Origin of the sequence: Bradyrhizobium sp. HKCCYLS3013 (assembly GCF_051167615.1) — a bacterium.
In the GTDB taxonomy this organism is placed as follows: domain Bacteria; phylum Pseudomonadota; class Alphaproteobacteria; order Rhizobiales; family Xanthobacteraceae; genus Bradyrhizobium.
In genome coordinates, this window is sequence record NZ_JBNPTK010000018.1 from 89,886 (window position 1) to 110,238 (window position 20,353).

The 20,353-nt window shown below is 67.5% G+C and carries 20 protein-coding genes; 10 read left to right on the forward strand and 10 right to left on the reverse strand.

Features of this window, described 5'->3' with window-relative positions; translation table 11 throughout:
* The first annotated feature begins 328 nt into the window (after positions 1–328).
* Positions 329–1,837, forward strand: coding sequence for a bifunctional class I SAM-dependent methyltransferase/glycosyltransferase family 2 protein (locus ACQR1F_RS26795; RefSeq protein ID WP_316180370.1), 1,509 nt, complete (start codon positions 329–331; stop codon positions 1,835–1,837).
* Positions 1,838–1,970: 133 nt separating this feature from the next.
* Positions 1,971–3,560 carry a hypothetical protein gene (locus ACQR1F_RS26800; protein WP_315800669.1) on the forward strand — a complete coding sequence of 530 codons (1,590 nt, stop codon included), beginning with the start codon at positions 1,971–1,973 and terminating at the stop codon, positions 3,558–3,560.
* Here ACQR1F_RS26800 and ACQR1F_RS26805 read toward each other — a convergent pair.
* Genes ACQR1F_RS26805 through ACQR1F_RS26820 form a run of 4 tightly spaced genes read right to left on the reverse strand, consistent with a single transcriptional unit; the run spans position 3,500 to position 6,064 of the window.
* On the reverse strand, positions 3,500–4,030 hold the full coding sequence (locus tag ACQR1F_RS26805) for a DoxX family protein (RefSeq protein WP_409997873.1): 531 nt from the start codon (positions 4,028–4,030) through the stop codon (positions 3,500–3,502). The two genes, ACQR1F_RS26800 and ACQR1F_RS26805, sit on opposite strands and share 61 nt — an antisense overlap.
* Entirely contained in the window at positions 4,030–4,812 is a 783-nt protein-coding gene (locus ACQR1F_RS26810) for a DNA-binding domain-containing protein (protein ID WP_316215538.1), read from the reverse strand. The genes ACQR1F_RS26805 and ACQR1F_RS26810 overlap by 1 nt, the downstream gene beginning before the upstream one ends.
* A complete protein-coding gene (gene bufB / locus ACQR1F_RS26815) occupies positions 4,799–5,719 on the reverse strand; it encodes an MNIO family bufferin maturase (protein ID WP_434914159.1) in 921 nt (306 codons plus the stop codon). Before bufB ends, ACQR1F_RS26810 begins: the two co-directional genes overlap by 14 nt.
* A gap of 39 nt (positions 5,720–5,758) precedes the next feature.
* Positions 5,759–6,064, reverse strand: a complete 306-nt coding sequence (locus ACQR1F_RS26820) for a BufA1 family periplasmic bufferin-type metallophore (protein ID WP_315800665.1) — start codon at positions 6,062–6,064, stop codon at positions 5,759–5,761.
* Positions 6,065–6,377: 313 nt separating this feature from the next.
* On the opposite strand from ACQR1F_RS26820, the gene ACQR1F_RS26825 reads away from it, so the two are divergent.
* Complete coding sequence (locus ACQR1F_RS26825) at positions 6,378–8,450, forward strand: adenylate/guanylate cyclase domain-containing protein (RefSeq protein ID WP_434914160.1); 2,073 nt, start codon at positions 6,378–6,380, stop codon at positions 8,448–8,450.
* Positions 8,451–8,465: 15 nt separating this feature from the next.
* Here the strand turns inward: ACQR1F_RS26825 and ACQR1F_RS26830 are convergent, their stop codons facing one another.
* Positions 8,466–9,203: a GntR family transcriptional regulator gene (locus ACQR1F_RS26830; RefSeq protein WP_434838865.1), complete on the reverse strand. Its 738-nt coding sequence runs from the start codon at positions 9,201–9,203 to the stop codon at positions 8,466–8,468.
* A 197-nt stretch (positions 9,204–9,400) separates the two neighbouring features.
* On the opposite strand from ACQR1F_RS26830, the gene ACQR1F_RS26835 reads away from it, so the two are divergent.
* From ACQR1F_RS26835 to ACQR1F_RS26855, 5 genes are read left to right on the forward strand one after another with little or no spacing between them, the layout of a single operon-like run.
* Positions 9,401–10,435 carry an extracellular solute-binding protein gene (locus ACQR1F_RS26835; RefSeq protein ID WP_315800663.1) on the forward strand — a complete coding sequence of 345 codons (1,035 nt, stop codon included), beginning with the start codon at positions 9,401–9,403 and terminating at the stop codon, positions 10,433–10,435.
* On the forward strand, positions 10,432–11,502 hold the full coding sequence (locus ACQR1F_RS26840) for an ABC transporter ATP-binding protein (protein WP_434914161.1): 1,071 nt from the start codon (positions 10,432–10,434) through the stop codon (positions 11,500–11,502). Before ACQR1F_RS26835 ends, ACQR1F_RS26840 begins: the two co-directional genes overlap by 4 nt.
* A gap of 2 nt (positions 11,503–11,504) precedes the next feature.
* Entirely contained in the window at positions 11,505–12,371 is an 867-nt protein-coding gene (locus tag ACQR1F_RS26845; RefSeq protein ID WP_316180379.1) for an ABC transporter permease, read from the forward strand.
* Complete coding sequence (locus ACQR1F_RS26850; RefSeq protein ID WP_434914162.1) at positions 12,371–13,168, forward strand: ABC transporter permease; 798 nt, start codon at positions 12,371–12,373, stop codon at positions 13,166–13,168. Before ACQR1F_RS26845 ends, ACQR1F_RS26850 begins: the two co-directional genes overlap by 1 nt.
* 4 nt (positions 13,169–13,172) lie before the next feature.
* The gene (locus ACQR1F_RS26855; protein ID WP_434914163.1) at positions 13,173–14,078 is read left to right on the forward strand and encodes a polysaccharide deacetylase family protein; all 906 of its coding nucleotides are present in this window, start codon (positions 13,173–13,175) and stop codon (positions 14,076–14,078) included.
* Between the two features lie 6 nt (positions 14,079–14,084).
* Here ACQR1F_RS26855 and ACQR1F_RS26860 read toward each other — a convergent pair whose 3' ends face one another.
* Positions 14,085–14,237, reverse strand: coding sequence for a hypothetical protein (locus ACQR1F_RS26860; protein WP_316180387.1), 153 nt, complete (start codon positions 14,235–14,237; stop codon positions 14,085–14,087).
* An 86-nt stretch (positions 14,238–14,323) separates the two neighbouring features.
* Between ACQR1F_RS26860 and ACQR1F_RS26865 the strand changes: the two genes are divergently transcribed.
* Entirely contained in the window at positions 14,324–15,163 is an 840-nt protein-coding gene (locus tag ACQR1F_RS26865) for an NAD-dependent protein deacetylase (protein WP_434914164.1), read from the forward strand.
* A gap of 153 nt (positions 15,164–15,316) precedes the next feature.
* Here the strand turns inward: ACQR1F_RS26865 and ACQR1F_RS26870 are convergent, their stop codons facing one another.
* The 4 genes from ACQR1F_RS26870 to ACQR1F_RS26885 all read right to left on the reverse strand — a co-directional run bounded on the left by ACQR1F_RS26870 (position 15,317) and on the right by ACQR1F_RS26885 (position 17,676).
* Positions 15,317–15,490, reverse strand: a complete 174-nt coding sequence (locus ACQR1F_RS26870) for a hypothetical protein (protein ID WP_434874237.1) — start codon at positions 15,488–15,490, stop codon at positions 15,317–15,319.
* Between the two features lie 62 nt (positions 15,491–15,552).
* Positions 15,553–16,857: a PQQ-dependent sugar dehydrogenase gene (locus tag ACQR1F_RS26875; RefSeq protein WP_434914165.1), complete on the reverse strand. Its 1,305-nt coding sequence runs from the start codon at positions 16,855–16,857 to the stop codon at positions 15,553–15,555.
* 142 nt (positions 16,858–16,999) lie between these two features.
* A complete protein-coding gene (locus tag ACQR1F_RS26880; RefSeq protein ID WP_210265652.1) occupies positions 17,000–17,428 on the reverse strand; it encodes a type II toxin-antitoxin system VapC family toxin in 429 nt (142 codons plus the stop codon).
* A complete protein-coding gene (locus ACQR1F_RS26885) occupies positions 17,428–17,676 on the reverse strand; it encodes a type II toxin-antitoxin system Phd/YefM family antitoxin (RefSeq protein WP_434846003.1) in 249 nt (82 codons plus the stop codon). Before ACQR1F_RS26885 ends, ACQR1F_RS26880 begins: the two co-directional genes overlap by 1 nt.
* Before the next feature lie 228 nt (positions 17,677–17,904).
* Between ACQR1F_RS26885 and hsdR the strand changes: the two genes are divergently transcribed.
* Positions 17,905–20,352, forward strand: a complete 2,448-nt coding sequence (gene hsdR / locus ACQR1F_RS26890) for an EcoAI/FtnUII family type I restriction enzme subunit R (RefSeq protein WP_434908775.1) — start codon at positions 17,905–17,907, stop codon at positions 20,350–20,352.
* Position 20,353 lies beyond the last annotated feature (1 nt).

Sequence of the window (20,353 nt, forward strand, 5' to 3'; positions counted from 1 at the left end):
GTCAGGTGCTTCCGTGCCCCCGCGCAGGCCGGCGCGCCGGCGCTCCAGCCGCTGGCGCCGGCGCCAATCTCGCGACGACGGTCCCGCGTCGCCGGTCTTCCCGCGCCCGCTTAGTTGCGAGCGCGAATGAGAAGCAAAGATCGGACGCATGCGGCGCGAACGATCGCGCGGGCCTCATTGTGGCCGGCGGATGTCTGCTCGTTTCCGTCGCGCGTCAGAGCCGGGGCGTCACGATGCCAACAGAGCGGAGGACTTCTCTGCCACCGCCTTGACTCCGCCCAACCGGGCTGGCCTAGAAGGACGTAGTTCCTAGCGGGGGTGGTATCAGGTGGCGGAGTTGGACGAGGCGGTCCGGCAGGACGAACGCGAGCGGCCGCAGGTTGCCGCAACCCTGTCGCCGGCAACGAAGGCGCTGTCGCCGCGCAAGGCGGCCATCCTCGACCATGCCAACCATTTCGCCGATGCGCGCGCCGACTGGCGCGACAAGGCGGCGTTCTTTCACGGCGAGGACGCGTGCTATCTGCGCTTCCTGATTCCGCCGGGCAGCCGCGTGCTGGAGATCGGCTGCGGCCTCGGCGATACGCTGGCCTCGCTCGCGCCGTCCTACGGCGTCGGCATCGACTTCAGCGAAAAGCAGATCGCGATCGCGCGCAGCCGGCATCCCGAGCTGACCTTCATTCTGGGCGACGCGGAGGATCCGGCCACGCTCGCCGCCGCCACCGGCCCGTTCGATGTCATCCTGGTGCTCGACACCATCGGCTCGCTCGACGACTGCCAGCAGTTCATCGCGCAGTTGCACCCGTTGTGCACGCGCGAGACGCGACTCGTCATCGGCTACTTCTCGCACCTCTGGTATCCGCTGCTGAAGGCTGCGGAAGCACTGGGCCTGCGGATGCCGCAGCCGGAGCAGAACGTGCTGTCGCCGGCCGACCTGCGCAGCCTGGCGCACCTCGCCGATTTCGATCCCGTCAAATCGGAGCAGCGCGTGCTGTCGCCGCTCCGGCTCTACGGCCTCGGCCGCTTCGCCAATCGCTTCCTCAGCGTGCTGCCGGGCCTGCGCGCGCTGGCGCTGCGACATTATCTGGTATCGCGATCGATGCGCTGCGTCAGCGACGACGTCCGCTCGGCGACGGTGGTGATCCCGGCGCGCAACGAGCGCGGCAACATCGAGCCGGCGGTCCGGCGCATCGCCACGTTCTGCAACGACATCGAGATCATCTTCATCGAGGGCCACAGCCAGGACGGCACCTATGAGGAGATGGAGCGGGTGCGCGCGGCGTTCCCCGATCACGACATCAAGCTGATGCGCCAGCCCGGCAAGGGCAAGGCCGACGCGGTGTTCACCGCGTTCGACGCCGCGCGCGGCGACGTGCTGATGATCCTCGATGCCGACCTCACCATGCCGCCGGAGCAATTGCCGAAATTCTTCGAGGCGCTGCGTTCCGGCAAGGGCGAGTTCATCAACGGCTCGCGCCTGGTCTATCCGATGGACGAGGGCGCGATGCGCTTCCTCAACCTCATCGCCAACAAGACCTTCTCCTACCTGTTCTCGTGGCTCCTGAATCAGCGCTACACCGATACGCTCTGCGGCACCAAGGTGCTACGCCGCAGCGACTATGTCAGGCTCAAGGCCGGCAAGGCCTATTTCGGCGATTTCGATCCGTTCGGCGATTTCGACCTGATCTTCGGCGCTTCGAAGCTGAACCTGAAATCGATCGACCTGCCGATCCGCTACGCCGCGCGCAGCTATGGCGAAACCCAGATCTCCCGCTTCCGCCACGGCTGGATGCTGCTGAAGATGGTCGTGTTCGCGTTCTTCAAGATCAAGGCGATCTGAGGATGGCGTGCGCGCGCGGACCACGCCTGCGAGGTGGCGCCGATGCGCTTCATTGGAGTTCCCGCCGGAGCTGCTTGTGATCCGCGGTGACGGCCCTTCCCAAGATGCCGGCCAGAACTGTGCGACAAAGGACGTGCCGCGCCGCGACGCGCTCGACCGCCTCACCCCGTTCGGCTGGCGCGGCGGCGTTGCGGTCGCGCTGCTGCTCTCGCTCGTGTCGTTCCTGACCGCCGGCTATTTCACCGTCTATTGGCGCAATGCCGACATGGACTTCATGGTGATCTACAACGCGCTCGCCATGAACGACGGCGGCGCGCAGGTGTTCTTCGACCACCCGGCCTATCTCACCATCCTCTCGGTCGAGACCTGGTTCGCGCTGCTGCACCGGCTCGGCCTGCTCGACGCCTGGACGTTGTCGGCGATCCCCGCCGACCGCGCCGCTTTCGACGCGGCGATGACCAGCGCCGTCCATGCCGGACGCGTCGCCGCGCTGCTGACGGCCGCCGGCATCATCCTCGCCTTTGCCTGGGCCGCGCGCCGGCTGGTGTCCGATTGGCGCATCGCCATGCTCGCCGTCACCGCCTTCGCCTTCTCCGGCGGCGTGCAGATGCATCTGCGCATCCTGCGCAGCGAGATGATCGCGGCGTCGTTCTGCATCCTCGCGCTGATGATCCTGATCGCTGTGGCGCGCCGCGCCAGCCTGGCGCGGCCGCTCGCCGTCGGACTCGCCGCGCTGCTCTGCATGCTCGGCCTGGAGAACAAGGTGCATGCGATCCTGCTGATCGCCGCCATTCCTGTGCTGGTGTTGCCGTTCGGGACGGCGGCGAGCGCAAGCGTGGCGTTCTGGCAAAGCTCGCGCGCGTGGGCGGCCGTCATGGTTGCAGCCGTGGCGGCAATCGTCGCCGCGATCGCCGCCTGGCCGCTGATCGCCGCCGGCTTCGATCCTGTCAATGCAACGGCTGCCGGGCTCAAGCCGATACTGTTCGGCCGCTTCGGCATCTATCAGTTCGCGCTGCTCGGCGTGGTCGCGGCCTGCATGGTCGGCTTCGCGTGGCGGTGGCGGGTGAGCGCGGCCGAGACTGTCGCGGCACTGCTGGCGGCGGTGGCCGGCACAAGCCTCGGCGTGCTGGCACTGAAGCTGAGCTACGACATCAACGATGTCGTGGTCGTGCTCAATCCTCTCGAGAAGATGATCACCTATGTCGACGCGCCCGAGGCCGCCGGCAGCCTCGCCGGGGCAGTCGGCCTGCTGCTATCGGGGGTGCTGGGGGTCATCCGGCGCTACACCTTCGTGCTGCAATCGTCGGCCCGCCCCGCGGTGTTCCTGACCTGGCTGGTCATCCCCGGCATCGTCATCGCCTGGCGCCGCGGTGAGCGGCAGGCGGCCATCCAGGCCGTCCTCCTGATGCTGGCGGCCATCGGCATCGACACGCTCGGCGTCCGCCGCGGGCTGAAGGTCGAGTACTTCGTCTTCACCGATCCCCTGATCATCATCGCCGGCATGGTCCTGCTCGATCGTCTGTCGGACCTGCGCTTCTCCCGCTTCGCCTATCCGATCGGCGCGGCGCTGCTCGCGCTCCATGTCGGCATCAGCCAGGCCGAGCCGGTCAAGATGGCGCTCAAGCGCAGGGGGCCCGAGGAGGTCTGCGAGTGGCGCGGCTACTACATGCCACGGCTGGCGCTGCCCTGGTGCGCGCCGCCGAACAGCCCGCCGAGAACGTGATCGAGCGAGATCTTTCCGCCGCCATGGGCGATGAGGCCCAGCGCCATCGCCGCCCAGGTCAGATGGATCGGCCAGCCGTCGGGCACTGTGAGCTCGACGATGCACGTCATGAACAGCAGGCCGAGCGCCGCGAAGCGGGTGCCGAGGCCGAGAATGAGCAGGACGGGGAAGCCGACCTCGCCGCAGCCCGACAGGAACGCCATCACCGTCGGCATGGGAAAGTGATATGGCCCGCCGGGTAGATGCAGCATGAACTCGTCGCTGAACAGGGTCACGGCGGTGTCGCTCAGCCTGAGAAAGCCGTCCCATTTGAGAATGCCCGAGCGCCAGAACGGCACGGCGAGCGCAATGCGAGTGACGAGCTGGACCAGGGTGAGCGGGGTCGCGCTCTGCAGCAGCCGCACGGCCTGGCCGACGAGGGAAGGCAGCGACAGCGTCGGGGTCGGCGCCATGGAGTGGTCCGTCGTCATCATGCGTCCTCGAAAGTGATGTCCGTGAAGGCGCCGGCCTCGATCAGGCCGGCTACGTTGGCGGCGAGATCGAACTCCGGCGCGGCCTCGAACGCGGCTTCCGCAGCGACGTCGAGCGGCTGCCGCGCGACCAGCAGGCTTGCGAAGATCGCGCCGCCTCGTGGCAGGTGACGCACGACGACGTCGAGCGCGGGCCGCGTGATCAGCGCGTCCTCCGGAACCGAGCCATCAATGCGCGGCACCGGGGCATCGCCGCGGTTGGCCGAGAAGATCGTGACCGCCGCGAAATCCGAGCGCACGATGCGGGTGGCGGGATGAGCGGCGAAGCGCAGCATGGGCAGCCGCTCGGGCGGCACCGTCGCCAGCGTGGCGCCGTCGAGCGGCGCGGCGTCTGCCGCGTGATAGGCGTCGAGCCAGGCCCGCTCGATCTGTGCGACGTCCGTCAGGAACGGCATCGTTCGGGCGTGCTCGTACGCTGCAATGAAGGCGGGGAAGTCGCGTCCATAGTCAAAGAGCAGCGGCGACGCCGGCGGCGTTTCGCGCACATGCGCCCGCGCCATCGCGCGGAAGAAGTCGGGACCGGTGATGCGCTGCACCGCCGGATAGATCGCGATGAGCGACTCGATCAGGCTGACCGTGACGTTGTTGCGGTAGACGTTGAACCGGCGCCCGGCCGCCTTGGCCAGCGGACCCCTGACGGCGACAGGCGTCGCGCGATCCGGCGTCAGCAGCGCCGCGGCGAACTGGGCGGCGTAGCCGGAAACCTGCTCAGGCTGCGGCATCGCGCACCTCCTGCGAGCAGCCGGGAGCGTGGTCATCGAGAATCGTCTGCGCGGCCGTGGCCTCTGCCTTCAGCACCGGCCAGTCCGGAATGTTGCTGTCCCATTCGATCAGCGTCGGCGTCGGACCGTTGCGCGCGATCACGCTGGCGAACAGGGCCCACACATCGTAGGCGACGGGGCCGTCATGGCTGTCGATCAGCAGCGGCTCACCTTCATCGTCGGCCTGCACGGCGTGACCGGCGAGATGAATCTCGCCGACAGCGGCGAGCGGAAAGTCGGCCAGATAGTCCTGTGGCGAGAAGCCATGATTGATCGCGGAGACGAATACGTTGTTGAGGTCGAGCAGGAGCCCGCAGCCGGTGCCGCGGACGATGGCGCGGATGAAGTCGGTCTCGCTCATCGTCGAGTCGTGAAAGGCGACGTAGGTCGACGGATTTTCCAGCAGGATCGGCCGCCGGATCGCGCTCTGCACCTCGTCGATATGGTCGCAGACCCGTGCCAGCGTGGCGGTCGTGTAGGGCAACGGCAGCAGGTCGTTGAAGAACGTCGTATCGTGCGTCGACCACGCCAGATGCTCGGAGACCAGGCTTGGCTGATAGCGGGCGACGAGCTTGCGGAAGCGCGCGAGGTGGTCGCGATCGAGCGGCTGCGGGCCGCCGATCGACATGCAGACGCCGTGGATCGACAGCGGATGATCCCTGCGGATCGCCTCGAGCTGACGATGCGGCGGCCCGCCGGCGCCCATGTAGTTCTCGGCATGGACCTCGAAGAAGCCGCGCTGCGGCGCCTCGGCCAGGATGGCGGTCAGGTGCGACGGCTTGAAGCTGGTCCCGGCGACGCCGCCGAGAGGTGGCGGAAAGCGAAGCGGCATGGTGGGGCACGGTGCAGGGGGGGCATCGGTGCTCATGCTGCGTCTCCGCTTTCCGCTTGGGGTGAACGAGAGCGATCAGATCGGCTTCAGCGAGCCCTTGCGGCCGCCGGGCACGTCGATGCTAGTGCAGGTGCCGCCCTGGACGAATTTCCACGCGTTGCCCTGGAAGTCGATCGTGGAGGTACCCTGGCAGGTCGTGCCGGGACCGGCGGCGCAATCGTTCTGGCCCTTCAGGGCAACGCCGAAGCATTTCTCCTTCTTGGCGGCCATTGCGGCTTCCGCTTCGGCCTTGGTCAGTGGCCCAGCCATTGCGAGGCTTGCGAGCGCGGTGCTGACGGCGCCGGCGAGCGCCAGCGTGGTGACGGTTCTCTTGGCGGGCATGACGATTCCTCTCGTGTTCTGCATCGCTCGCTTGGCGATGCGCATCTCTCCTTCGCCCGCAGCCACGAGAATGTTACGCGGCGACTCCGCTCACGACCCTGTGAGCGGTATTGCGTGCTTCGGAGCTGCGTCCAATCGAACGCAGGCGGGTTCGAAGTGCCAATGCTTTGCAGGCATCATCGACTTAGCCAGCCGGCATTGGTGGCGCACGTCATGAGAGCGCAGTCTGGCGGCTCCCCGTCGGGCGCAGCCCCGCGCGCCGATCGGTCCGATCGGAGATCGACCTGCGATGATGGCGAGCGAAAACAGCCGAGTGCCGCGCCGAGACGCCGCCGGCGAGCGGTTGACCGTCAGCATCCGCTTCGCCGTGTCGGCGCTGGTGCTGACCGCGATCCTGCTGACGGCGCTGGCCTCGAGCCTGTTGTGGTGGCGCACCTCGGAGGCGATCAGCCGTCAGCTCGCCAGCACCATCAATGCGCAGATCGCGAGCGCCGTGCGCAAGGAGGTGAGCGCGATCGTCAGCGAGGCGCGCGCGGCGCACACCGCCATCCGCACGCTGTTCCTGCAGAACGTGCTCGACACCCGCGAGGCGGACAAGCGCGAATTCGTGTTCCTGTCGCAGCTGCAGTCGCAGGCGACGATCTCATCGGCGGCGTTCGGCTGGCCCGACGGCTCGTTCTTCGCCGCCCACAAGCTCGGCGACCGGCGCCTGGAGATGATGGAGATCTCACTGACCGATCATCCCGGCCAGCGCCGCGTCGATGAATACGATGTCGTGCCCGGCGATATCGAGTTCGCGGCGCGCCGCTTCGAGCCGACCCGTTTCAAGGTCGCCGACCAGCCCTGGTTCAAGGAGAGCCTCGCCGCGGACGAGCCGCGCTGGTTCAGCGTCGACGTGCATCCCGGCGGTGACCGTCCCGCGATCGCGCTGGCGGGGCCTATCGATGTCTATCAGGAGCGGCAGGGCGTGCTCGCCATCATCATCGAGCACGCGCGCATCTCGCGCTTTCTCGCCCAGCTCCAGGTCGGCCGCACTGGCAGCGCCTTCATCCTGGCGCATGACGGCGGCGTGGTCGCGGCGCCCGACGAGACCGCCGACGAGGTCAATGCCGGGCAGGGCCGCCAGCCGCTGCTGCCGGTCGCGCAGCAGGCGATGCGGTCCTCGCCCGCAGGCGACGAGGCCTGGCGCGGCCGCGTGCAATCGGGCGGCGGCGCCTTCGAGGTCGCGCGCACGGCGCTGCCGTTTCCCGGCTGGTCGCTGGTCACGGTGATTCCGGAAGCGGAATTTCTCGGTCCGGTCGACGCGGCGCTGCGGCGCGTGATCGTCGGTCTCGGCATCGGCGCCGTGCTCGCGGCGCTGGTTTCCGCCGCGCTGGCGCGTGCCGTGATCGCCGCGCCGCTCGGGCGCGTGGTGGCCGAACTGCGTCACGTCGAGGCCTTCGCGCTCGAGCAGGTGCGCCGCCATCCGTCGCGGCTGCGCGAGATCGCGAGCCTGTCCGGCGCCATCGCCGAGATGGCCGGCGGCCTGTCGTCGTTCCGCAAGTTCATTCCCGCCGATCTCGTCCGGCAATTGCTGCGACAGGGCGTCGATGCCAGGCCGGGCGGTCATGTCCAGGAGCTCAGCGTCATGTTCATCGACATCGCCGGCTTCACCGGCCTGTCGGAGCGCATGGGCGACCGCGTCGTGCCGCTGCTGTCGCGCCATCTCGATCTGATCTCGACCGTCATCGTCGATCACGGCGGCACGATCGACAAGTTCATCGGCGATGCCGTGATGGCGTTCTGGGGCGCGCCGGCCGCGCAGCCGGATCATGCGGGTCTGTGCTGCCGCGCCGCGCTGGCATGCCGGGACGCGGTCGCGGCCAGCGGCCTGTGCGACGATGACGGCCGGCCGCTCGCGATCCGCATCGGCATCAACTCCGGTCCCATGCTGGTCGGCAACATCGGCTCCGAACTGCGTCTCAACTATACGGTGATCGGCGATGCCGTGAACGTCGCGAGCCGACTCGAGGGCGCCAACAAGGTCTACGGCACGGACATCCTGATCGGCGAGGGCACCGCGCGGCTGGCGGGCGAGGCGTTTCTCACCCGCGAGATCGACCGCATCGCCGTCTATGGCCGCGAGGAGGGCCTGCGCGTCCACGAACTGGTCGGGCTTGCGGAGAATGTCGCCGCGCAGGACATGCGCTGGATCGCGCACTACGCGCGCGGACTGCGTGACTATCGCGCGCAGGACTTTGCGGCTGCCAGCGCGGCCTTCGAAGCCGTCCTCGCGCTCAAGCCGGGCGATCGCGCCGCCGAAGTCATGATCGCGCGCTGCAGGCCCCTGGCAGGCACGCGGCCGGATCATCATTGGCATCCGGTGACGGCGCTGCCGACGAAGTAGCGGTTGCCGGCACGGCTAGGCCGAGCGCCGCTTGCCGCGCAGCGGCCGTCGTCCGGCAAACACCGCGGCGAGATCCTGGGTGGGCGTCGCCGCGTCCTGGTCGAGCCGCAGCCGGCCCTCGACATGCAGGAAGTGCTCGCGCGACACCGCGATCGCGCGCATCAGGTCGCGGTCGCGCAGCGCCGTGACGATCGCGCCGTGCTCGTCGACCGCGCAGATCGACTGCGCCGCCGGCTCGTACACCGACACCATCACCGAGGAGCGGCTGAGCAGATCGCCGAGCATGCGTGACAGCTCGGGATTGCCGATGGAGTCGACGAGATGGACGTGGAAGGCGCCAGACAGCCGCACCGAGGTCGCGCGATCGCCGCGCTGTGCCGCCGCGCGCTCCTCCGCCAGATGCGCATCGAGCCGGGCGAGCAGGAGATCATCGACCCGCAGCACCAGCTGGCTGAGCACGCCGGCCTCGAGGACGCGATGCGCCTCATAGACTCGCCTGACATCATCGAGCGTCGGCCGCGGCACCCGTGCGCCACGGTTCGGGATCATCTCCAGCCGCCGCTCGGCGCCGAGCCGGTGCAAAACTTTTCGGATGCGCTCGCGCGACACGCCGAAGATGTCAGCCAGCGGCGTCTCGGCGAGCTTGGTACCGGCCTTGAGCTTGCCTTCCAGCAGCGCACGCAGGATGGCCTGATACACCGCCTCGTCCTCGGCGGGATTGGCCTTTCCGATTCGCTGCGCTCGCATCGCCATGGCGAACTGCTAGGCCCAAAGGCGCGGCACGTCACCTCCAAAAAATGTGCACATTCTGCCCGTGGCCGGGCACGATGCGGATCGAGAGATAGCTCGGAACGCTGATCTCATTGCTGAATCAAGAAATGTGCACATTTGGCACGACGCTTGCTGATCTCGGGTGACACGCCACGCGACAGCTCACACGGGATCCTCTCATGCACCCCTTCTCCCGCCGCAGCCTCCTGAAGACTGGTGCGGCCTTCGCCGCCACCTTCGCCGCGCCCGCTTTGGTGCGCGCCGCCCCGAAAGAGATCGTGATCGGCGGCCCCGCCGGCGCCGCCAAATATTTCAACTCCGACCTGTTTCCGGTGCTGGAGAAGAAGCTCGACTGCAAGGTGCTCTATGAGGGCACCAACTCGCTGACCAATCTGCAGAAGATGCAGGCCGACAAGGCAAGCCCGAAGATCTCGGTGGTGATCATGGACGATCCGGTGATGCTGCCGGCCGCGGCCGAGGGGCTGATCACCAAGATGTCGTCCTCGGCGATCCCCAATCTCGGCAAGCTTGTCGGCGATGCCGTGCACCAGGACGGCATGTGGGCCAACTATCAGAAGCCGTGGGCCGGCATCGCCTATTCCACCAGGCGCATGAAGACGGCACCTGGCAGCTGGGCCGAGCTGTGGGATGCGAAATACGATTCCAAGATCGTCGTGCCGTCGCTGTCCAACACCGAAGGGTTCTGGACCTTGCTCGCCGCCGCGCATCTCGAGACCGGCAAGCCCTACAAGGAGGCGCAGTACGAGATCGACGCCGGCTTCAAGAAGATCAAGACCCTGAAGGCCAACCTGCTGAACGTCTATACCAATGCCCCGCAAGCCATCAATCTGCTGGAGCAGGGCGAGGCCTGGATGATCGGCGGCCAGTTCTCGGCCTACACCTTGATCCGCAAGGCCGACGGCTCGCCGGTCGACCTCGCGATCCCGAAGGATGGCGGCTTCTCGATGCCGTCGGGCATCGCCAAGGTGAGCGGCGCGCCGGCCGGCGATCTCGCCGACGCCGTGATCGACTTCTACCTCAGCCCAGAGGCGCAGAGCATCCTCGCCAAGACGGCCTTCATCGCGCCGACCAACCAGGCCACGCCGCTGCCTTCAGGCTATCCCGATCCCGCGACATTGTTCGCGCCCGACTGGGCCTTCATCGCCAAGAACCGCGCCGGCTGGGTCGATCGCTGGAGCAAGGAGATGACATGACCGGCGCGCCGCATCTCGTCATCAGCGGGGTCTCCAAGCGGTTTGGCGCCGCGACCGTGCTCGATCGCGTCGATCTCACGATCCGCCGCGGCGAGTTGGTGACCCTGCTCGGCCCGTCCGGCTGCGGCAAGACCACCTTGCTGCGCGCGATCGCCGGCCTTGCACCGCCCGACGCCGGGACGATCGCGCTCGCGGGGCGCGACGTCACCCATGTGCCGCCGCACCGGCGCAATGTCGGCGTCGTGTTCCAGAGCTATGCGCTGTTTCCGCATCTCACCGTTGCCGGCAATGTCGCCTTCGGCCTGAAGGTGCGCGGCACGCCCAAGGCCGAGATCGATCGTGCGGTGGAGCGCGCGCTGTCGCTGGTCAAGCTCGGCCATCTCGGCAGCCGCCGCATCTCGGCGCTGTCGGGCGGCCAGCAGCAGCGCGTCGCGCTGGCGCGCGCCATCGCGGTCGAGCCGGACGTGCTGCTGTTCGACGAAGCGCTGTCGGCGCTCGACCGCAAGCTGCGCGAGGAGATGCAGGTCGAGCTGCGCCGGCTGCTGCAGGAGGTCAAGGCAACCGCGATCTTCGTCACCCACGACCAGGACGAGGCGCTGACCATGTCGGACCGCGTCGCGGTCATGAACAAGGGCCGCATCGAGCAGCTCGCCGAGCCGCGCGAGCTTTATGCCCGGCCGGCCAGCCTGTTCGCGCTCAACTTCGTAGGGCTGTCGACGCGCATCGCCGGCCAGGTGGTCGGCGCGCAGGACGGCACGGTGGAAGTCGTCACGCCGGTCGGCCGTCTGTCGGCGCGCGGCGCGTTCCAGCCCGGGGCCTCGGTGATCGTGGTGACGCGGCCGGAGCAGCTGCGGCTCGGCGTTGGAGAGGGCGCCAACTCCGCGGCCGGCCGCGTTCGGTCGGTCGTGTTCCAGGGCTCGCGGACCCTCGTGGACGTCGATGCCGGCGCCGGCGCGAGCCTGCTCGCCGAGCTGTCGGGGCGCGAGGCCGAGGTGCCGCGCGTGCACGACGAGGTCCGCTTCGCGTGGTCCGTCGCCGAAACCTTCGCCTTCGCCGCCGAGACCTGACCATGACCGACGCCGTGCTGACCGCGCCCATCGTCAAGACCGCGCCGGATCGCGAGCGCCTCGCGGCGTTCGGCTTCGTCGCGCCATCGCTGCTGATAACGGCACTGGTGTTCGTGCTGCCGCTGGCGCTGCTGCTCGGCGTCAGCGTGCTCGACGCCAACGGCGGCATCACGCCGGCGAACTACACGAGGCTGCTCGGTACGCCTTATTATCTCGGAATCATCTGGAATTCGCTGCGGCTCGGCCTGCTGACGACGCTGATCGCATTTCTCATCTCCTATCCCGCGGCCTTCGCGCTGGCCCGCGCACGTGGGCCGCTGCGCTCGATCCTGCTGGCCACGCTGTTCCTGCCGCTCGCCGCCTCGGTCATCGTCAAGGCCTTCGCCTGGACCATCCTGTTGCGCAGCGACGGCCTCATCAACACGGTGCTGATCGCAATGGGGATCATCGAGGATCCGATCCGCATGATCTTCACCCAGACCGCGCTGATCGTCGGTGCCGTCAACATCTTCCTGCCGTTCATGGTGCTGCCGATCTACGCCGTCGTGGCGCAGCTCGACGGCCGCTACGCTGAAGCCGCGGCCACGCTCGGCGCCTCGCCGCTGGTCGTGTTCTTTCGCGTCATCCTGCCGCTGACCCTGCCGGGCATCATCGCCGGCGTGGCGCTGGTGTTCTCGCTGTCGGTGTCGGCCTATGTGGTGCCGACGCTGCTCATCGGCGAGAAATATCCGACCCTCGCCACCACCATCGCCAAGGCCTATCTGCTGGCGCGCGAGCCCGGCTTCGGCGCGGCCGCCGGCGTCGTGCTGTTGGCGATCGCAATCATCGTCGTCGCGCTCAGTGCGATGCTGTCCCGGGAGCCGAAATGATGTCGCGCCTCGCCATCATCATCTGCTGGGTGCTCGCGATCGGCCTCGCACTGTTCCTGCTGCTGCCGCTGGTCGTGATCGCCGCCGCCTCGTTCTCGCCGACACCGGTGTTCGATCTGCCGCTGTCGGGCGCGTCGCTGCGCTGGTATGGCCGCATCGGCCGGCTCGACGGCTTCTGGCCGTCGCTGGTCCTGTCGCTGCAGATCGCTGTGCTGTCGACCGCGCTGTCGATGGTCGCCGGCACGCTCGCCGCCATCGCCATCGCGCGCGGCAGGCTGCCCGGCGCGACCGCGCTGGGCACGCTGCTGGTGTCGCCGCTGATGATGCCCGGCCTCGTGCTCGGCATCGCGCTGCTGCAATATTTCCGCATGGTCGGCTTCACCGCGACCTGGAGCGCGCTGCTGGTGGCCCATCTCGTGGTGACGCTTCCTTACGTCGCGCGCACCATGATCGCCGGGCTCTCCCGCTTCGACTTCACCTTGATCGAGGCGGCGCGCACGCTCGGCTGCACCTATGCCGGCAGCGTGATCAGGGTGATGGTGCCGGCTTTGGCGCCGTCGTTCCTGATTGCAGGGCTGTTCAGCCTGCTCGCCTCGTTCGACAACTATCCGGTCTCGATCTTTCTCACCGACGTGCGTTCGAAAACCCTGCCGATCCGCATGCTGCAATATATCGAGGAGGCGCCCGATCCGACCTTGGCTGCGCTCTCCACCCTCATTCTCGCCGGCACGCTCGTGCTGCTGCTGATCAGCGATCGCCTGGTCGGCCTGCACCGCATGGCCGGAACCGCGGATTGACACGATGACCTCACAGCCTGCCTTCCGCCGCGATCTCACCGGCTATGCCGGCAGGCCGCCGCATCCGCGTTGGCCCCACGACGCCCGCGTCGCGGTGTCGCTGGTGGTGAATTTCGAGGAGGGCTCTGAATTCTCGGTGTGCGACGGCGATACGAGCAACGAGGCGATCTACGAGGTCGTGCATCGGCTCGACGGCCCCGACCCCTGTATCGACAGCCATTTCGAATACGGCACGCGCGCGGCCTGGTGGCGCCTGATGGATCTGTTCGACGCGCACGGCGTCAAGGTCACCGTCAGCGCCTGCGGCCGCGCGGTGGAGCGCTCGCCGGAGCTCGCCCGCGATGCCGTGGCGCGCGGGCATGAGGTCTCGGCGCATGGCTGGCGCTGGCAGAGCCACGCCGGCATGGGCGAGACCGAGGAGCGCCGCGTGATCGCGCGCACGGTGGAGACGATCCAGCGCGTCGCCGGCCAGCCCCCGCTCGGCTGGCACACGCGCTCGGCGAGCTCGCCGAGCACGCGGCGGCTGCTGGTCGAGCAGGGCGGCTTCCTCTATGACAGCGACGCCTACAATGACGACCTGCCATATTATGTCGCCGTCGCCGGCCGACCACATCTGGTGCTGCCCTACGCCTTCGACAGCAACGACATGCAGTTCTTCAACGGCTCGCGCTTCCGCGGCGCCGATTTCGCCGACTACGTCATCGACGCCTTTGACTGGCTGGTGCGCGAGGGCGCGAGCGCGCCAAAGATGCTGTCGATCGGGCTGCATCTGCGCATGATCGGCCGCCCCGGCCGCATCGGCGCGCTCGACCGCATCCTCGCGCACATCGCCGGCAGCGGCGCGGCGTGGATCGCGCCGCGCGCCGACATCGCCCGTCACTGGCTGGCGACGGTGCCGCCGCCCGCCTGAGCGGCGTCAATCGTCGTTGGCGATGTCGTCGTCGGTCGGCGGCACCTCGATCGTGCCGCCCTCGCCGGTGGCGAGGTCGCGCTCGTCGTCCATGTCAGCGTCGTCGGCCGGCCCGTCGAGCGGCCGGAGTCCGCGATCATGCCCGTTGCGTGGTGTCATGGCAGGTCCTCCCACGGGATAAGGCCGGGATCGAGCAATGGTTCAGACCGAGAGCGCCGCGTCGCGGCGCTCTGGCGCAGGCCGCCATGGCCACCTACATCTGCGAGGTCATGGTCGATCCCGCCGCGCTGAAATCCTTCCTCGACAGCCACCGCCGCATCGTCGTGCTCACCGGCGCCGGCTGTAGCACGAATTCCGGCATTCCCGATTACCGCGACAATGATGGGCAGTGGAAGCGCACGCCGCCGGTAACCAACCAGGCCTTCGTCGGCAGCGACGAGACGCGCCGGCGCTATTGGGCGCGCAGCATGGTCGGCTGGCGCCGCTTCGGCCGTGCCCAGCCGAACGGCGCGCATCATGCGCTGGCGCGGCTGGAGGCGCAGGGCCGCTGCGCGCTGCTGGTGACGCAGAATGTCGACCGGCTGCACCAGGCCGCCGGGACCAGCAACGTCATCGACCTGCACGGCCGGCTCGACCGCGTCCGTTGCATGGGCTGCGGCGCCATGCTGTCGCGGGCCGACTTCCAGGACGAACTGGCCGGCGCCAATCCGCACTGGCTGGCGCACGACGCCGCCGATGCGCCCGACGGCGATGCCGATCTCGTGGGCGTCGATTTCGCCACGTTCACGGTGCCCGCGTGCCGGGCCTGCGGCGGCATCCTCAAGCCCGACGTCGTGTTCTTCGGCGAAACAGTGCCGCGCGAGGTCGTCGCCACCGCGCGCGAGCATGTCGAGCAGGCCGAGGCCATGCTCGTCGTCGGCACCTCGCTGATGGTCTATTCGGGCTTCCGCTTCGTCCGCGCCGCCGCCGACCGCAACATCCCCATCGCCGCCGTCAATCTCGGCCGCACCCGCGCGGATGATCTCTTGTCGCTGAAGGTCGAAGCGCCCTGCGACGAAGCACTGGCGTTCCTGCTGGAGAGGTAGGGCTGCACTCTCTCAGCGTCATGGCCGGGCTCGACCCGGCCATCCATCACTCGTCGCAAGGAGATGGATGCCCGGGCCTCCGCCGCGCCGAAGCGGCTTCGGCCGCGCAGGCGGGTCAAGCCCGGGCATGACGAGAGGTGAAGTCCGAGGATTTCACCGCGACTGCGGCTCCTCGCGCTGCTCGATGCGGTCCTTGTTGTTGACCTGCTGGTCTTCCGGCTTGCCCACATCGATGGTCTTGCCGGACTGATTGCCCGGATTGTAGTGATACTGCCCTTCCTGCTTCTCGCCGGGCTGCTTCTGGTTCGGATTGACGTTGTCGGCCATGGCGCTCTCCTCGGGACTGTCCGTTGTCCCGGCGACAACGGCTCGAGGCCGGCCCGGTTCCGCTACGCCCCGGTCACGCGCCAGATGCAGTTGCCGACGTCGTCCGCCACCAGCAGCGATCCATCCGGCCCGAGCGTCACGCCGACCGGGCGGCCATAGGAAAAGCTCTCGTCGGGCGCCAGGAAGCCGGAGAGAATGTCACGTGCCGGGCCCGACGGCTTGCCGTTCTCGAACGGGATGAACACGACCTTGTAGCCGGACAGCTTGCTGCGGTTCCACGAGCCGTGCTGGCCGATCACCATGCCATCCGGAAAACCCGGGAGCGTGCCTGCGGGCAGCCAGCACAGGCCGAGCGAAGCCGTGTGGCCGCCGAGCGCGTAGTCCGGCGTCAGCGCGGTCGCCACCAGCTTCGGATCCTGCGGCACGCGGTCGTCGACCGTCTTGCCCCAGTAGCAATAGGGCCAGCCATAGAAGCCGCCCTCGCGCACCGAGGTCAGGTAGTCCGGCGGCGTCTCGTCGCCGAGCCCGTCGCGCTCGTTGACGACGGTCCACAGCACCTTCGTCGACGGCTCGAACGCCAGCCCCACCGCGTTGCGCAGGCCGGCCGCGAAGATGCGGCTCGCGCCGCTCGCGATGTCCAGCTCATAGATGCAGGCGCGGCCCTCCTCGACCTCGAACCCCAACTCGGCGATGTTGGTGAGCGAGCCGACGCCGGCATAGAGCTTGGTGCCGTCGGGGCTGACCAGCAGGCTGCGCGTCCAGTGTCCGCCCGGCTTGAAATTCGTCAGCCGCTGGCCCTGCGCGGTGATGCGATCGGCGCCCGCGCTATAGGGAAAGGCTGTGATGCCGTCGGTGTTGCCGACATAGAAGGTGCCGCCGACCAGCGCCATGCCGAACGGCTGGCTGAGATTCTCCATGAACGCGTTGCGCCGCTCCGCCGTGCCGTCGCCATCGGCGTCGACCAGCCGTGTGATGCGGTTGGCGCTGACCCCGAGCGCCGCGGCGCGGCGCATCGTCGCCTGCATCGCGTAGCCGAACATGTTGCGCACCGGGCTCGGAATCTGCGTTGCTTCCGCAATCAGCACCGACTTGTCCGGCATCACATGGATCCATCTCGGGTGATCCAGCCCGGTCGCGAACGCATTGACCTTCAGCCCCGGCGCCGCCACCGGCTTCTCGCCGTCGCGCCAGCCGCGCGCGGTCGGCATCTTCAAGGTCGGCAGCATCCCCTGCGGCTTGGCCTGCGGTATCTGCGGCGCCGCGCCCCACGCCGGCTGCGGCGTGTCCCCCTGCAGCTTGCGCCACTGCAGCGCCGCATTGCCGACCAGCGCGACGCCGCGCGCGACGATGGAGGAAAGCGTGGTCATGGGAGTCCTGTGGGGCTAGGCCAACGGATGTGGTGGGCGGCCATCGGGCGATGGCGGAAAAGGTCCTTCCGTTATGATCTAACACGCCGAAGGTGACAACTGCGTGCGCCGCGCATGGGGGCTGCGGAACGTGTGAGATCCTTCACGGCGCGCCGTTGCCATCGCTCCATGGATTGATGAGTGCGACTCCGGTCGCGGCGAAATCGGCGGTGTTGCGGGTGACGACGGTCAGCCCGTGAACCAGCGCCGTCGCGGCGATCAGCGCATCGCGCTCCGGCCGCGGATCGGGCACGTGCAGTCGCGCGCACGACTGCGCCACGGCAGTGTCGACCGCGAGAATGCGACCAGTGAAAGTGGTCAGGATCTGCTGGTCGATCCAGGCGCGCAACGCCGCGCCCTGGGCCGTGTCCTTGCGCGCGACGCGCTGCGCGCCGAGCTCGATCTCGAGGATGGAGATCGCCGACAGGAACATGCTTGCAGCGGGACGCCCCGCAGCCCAGGCGACGACGTTGCGGTCCGCCTTGTCACGGCGCCTGAGCTCGGAGACGACGTTGGTGTCGAGCAGGAACATCATTCGAGGTCAGCAGGCCGGCCGATCGGCCCGGTGATGCGCGGCGGCTCGAAATCGAAATCGGCCTCGGGCTGCGCCAGCGCATCGGCGAGGCTCAGGCTGCCGCCGGTCAGGCGGAGGTAGTCCTCGATCGTCAGCAGCACGTGCGCCGCCCGTCCGCGGTCGGTGATGAACACCGGCCCCTTGGCCGCCTCTTTCTTCGCGCGGCTGGTGTCCTGGTTGAACTCGCGGCTGGTCAAAGTGGTCATGGCCGGAATCCTGGTCAGTCGGCGTTGATGAGAGTATATGTAGAAATGTTTCTACATTCAAGGCCAGGTGGAAAGGTTGCCGGCTCAAATTCGCATCTGGTCGTCTCCACCACGGGTTGCCTTTATCTCGACGGTTGTCCAAAACTGTCAGCCAAATATTTGATCCGTTTGCATCATTGGGCTCCCGGCCCTGTCCGGGGCGATTGCGGTGGGGGATTGCTGACGCCCATGGACAAATCCGGCCTCAGCGAGCGCGACATCTGCACCAAGTTCATCACCCCGGCGCTGCGCAAGGCGGGCTGGGACGAGATGGTCCAGATCCGCGAGGAATACAGCTTCACCAAGGGGCGCATCATCGTGCGCGGCAAGCTCGTCAGCCGCGGCAAGGCCAAGCGCGCCGACTACGTTCTCTACTATAAGCCCAACATCCCGCTGGCGCTGATCGAGGCCAAGGATAATTCCCGCAGCGTCGGCGACGGCATCCAGCAGGGCCTCGACTACGCCGCCACGCTTGATATCCCCTTCGTGTTCTCCTCGAACGGTGACGGCTTCCTGTTCCACGATCGCACCGGCCGCAGCAATCCGATCGAGACCAATCTTTCGCTCGATGCTTTCCCGTCGCCGGCCGATCTCTGGGCGCGCTATCGCGCCTGGAAAGGCCTCGATGCGACTGCCGAGCAGGTCGTGCTGCAGGACTATTACGACGACGGCAGCGGCAAGGCCCCGCGCTATTATCAAGTCAACGCCGTCAACGCAGCGATCGAGGCGATCGCCACCGGCCGCGACCGCGTGCTGCTGGTGATGGCGACCGGCACCGGCAAGACCTACACTGCCTTCCAGATCATCTGGCGGCTCTGGAAGGCCGGACGCAAGAAGCGCATCCTGTTCCTGGCCGATCGCAACGTGCTGATCGACCAGACCATGGTCAACGATTTCCGCCCGTTCGGCGCGGCAATGGCGAAGCTGTCGACGCATTCCAAGACGATCGAGCGGCAGGACGGCAGCAAGGAAGAGCTGACGCTGGCGCTCGACAAGAAGCGGCGCATCGACACCGCGTTCGAAATCTATCTCAGCCTCTATCAGGCGATTACCGGCCCCGAGGAGCGCCAGAAGCTCTATCGCGAGTTCTCGCCCGGCTTCTTCGACCTGATCGTGATCGACGAATGCCACCGCGGCAGCGCTGCCGAGGATTCGGCATGGCGCGAGATCCTGACGCATTTTTCCGGCGCGACCCAGATTGGCCTCACGGCCACGCCCAAGGAGACCGAATACGTCTCCAACACCGACTATTTCGGTGACCCGGTGTTCACCTATTCGCTGAAGCAGGGCATCAGCGACGGCTTCCTTGCGCCCTACAAGGTCATCAAGGTCCACATCGACCGCGACGTGGAAGGTTACCGTCCCGAGCTGGGCCAGCTCGACCGCGACGGTAACGAGGTCGAGGACCGCATCTACAATGCCACCGATTTCGACCGCAACATCGTGCTCGATGACCGCACGGTGCTGACGGCGAAGAAGGTCACCGAGTTCCTGAAGGAGAGCGGCGACCGTTTCCAGAAGACGATCGTGTTCTGTGTCGACGAGGAGCACGCCGCGCGAATGCGCCAGGCGCTGGTCAACGAGAATGCCGATCTCGTCGCCGAGAACCCACGCTATGTCATGCGCATCACCGGCAGCGACAAGGAGGGCCAGGACCAGCTCGGCAATTTCATCGATCCGGAATCGAAATACCCGGTGCTGGTGACGACCTCGCGGCTATTGTCCACCGGCGTCGATGCGCAGACCTGCCGGCTGATCGTGCTCGACCGCACCGTGGGATCGATGACCGAGTTCAAGCAGATCGTCGGCCGCGGCACCCGGGTTCACGAGGACACCCGGAAATACTACTTCACCTTGATCGATTTCCGCGGCGCGACCAACCATTTTGCCGATCCGGATTTTGACGGCGATCCCGTGCAGATCTATGCGCCGGGCGAGGATGATCCGATCACGCCACCCGATGAGGCCGATGACGGCCTCTGCGAAAACGAGCAGAACGCGTTGGGGGCGGACGGCGAAGACGAGACCATCCTCGTCAACCCCACGGCGCCGGCCGCGCCCGCCGGCACCACGCGCAAGATTTATGTCGACGGCGTCGGCGCCCGCATCGTCGCCGAACGGGTCGAATATCTCGACGAGAACGGCAAGCTGGTCACCGAGTCCCTGCGCGATTTCACCCGCACGGCCCTGAAGAAGCGCTACGCTAGTCTCGATGATTTCCTGAAGCGCTGGAAAACAGCCGAGCGCAAGCAGGCGATCATCGAGGAGCTGGAGTCGGAGGGCCTGGCGCTCGATGCCCTTGTGGACGAACTCGGCAAGAATCTTGATCCCTTCGACCTGATTTGCCATGTCGCATTCGATCGCAAGCCGTTGACCCGCCGCGAGCGGGCTGACAACGTCAGGAAGCGCGACGTGTTCGGCAAGTATGGGGAACAGGCCCGCGCGGTTCTCGATGCGCTCTTGGCCAAATACGCCGACGAGGGCGTGCTCAATCTCGATGACGCAAACATCCTGCGCATTCCGCCGCTCAGCGAGCTCGGAACCCCGCTGCAGCTGATCAAGGCGTTCGGCGATCGCCCGGCGTTCGAGCGCGCTGTCCACGAGCTGCAATCCTCCCTCTACCAGGAAGTCGTCTGAC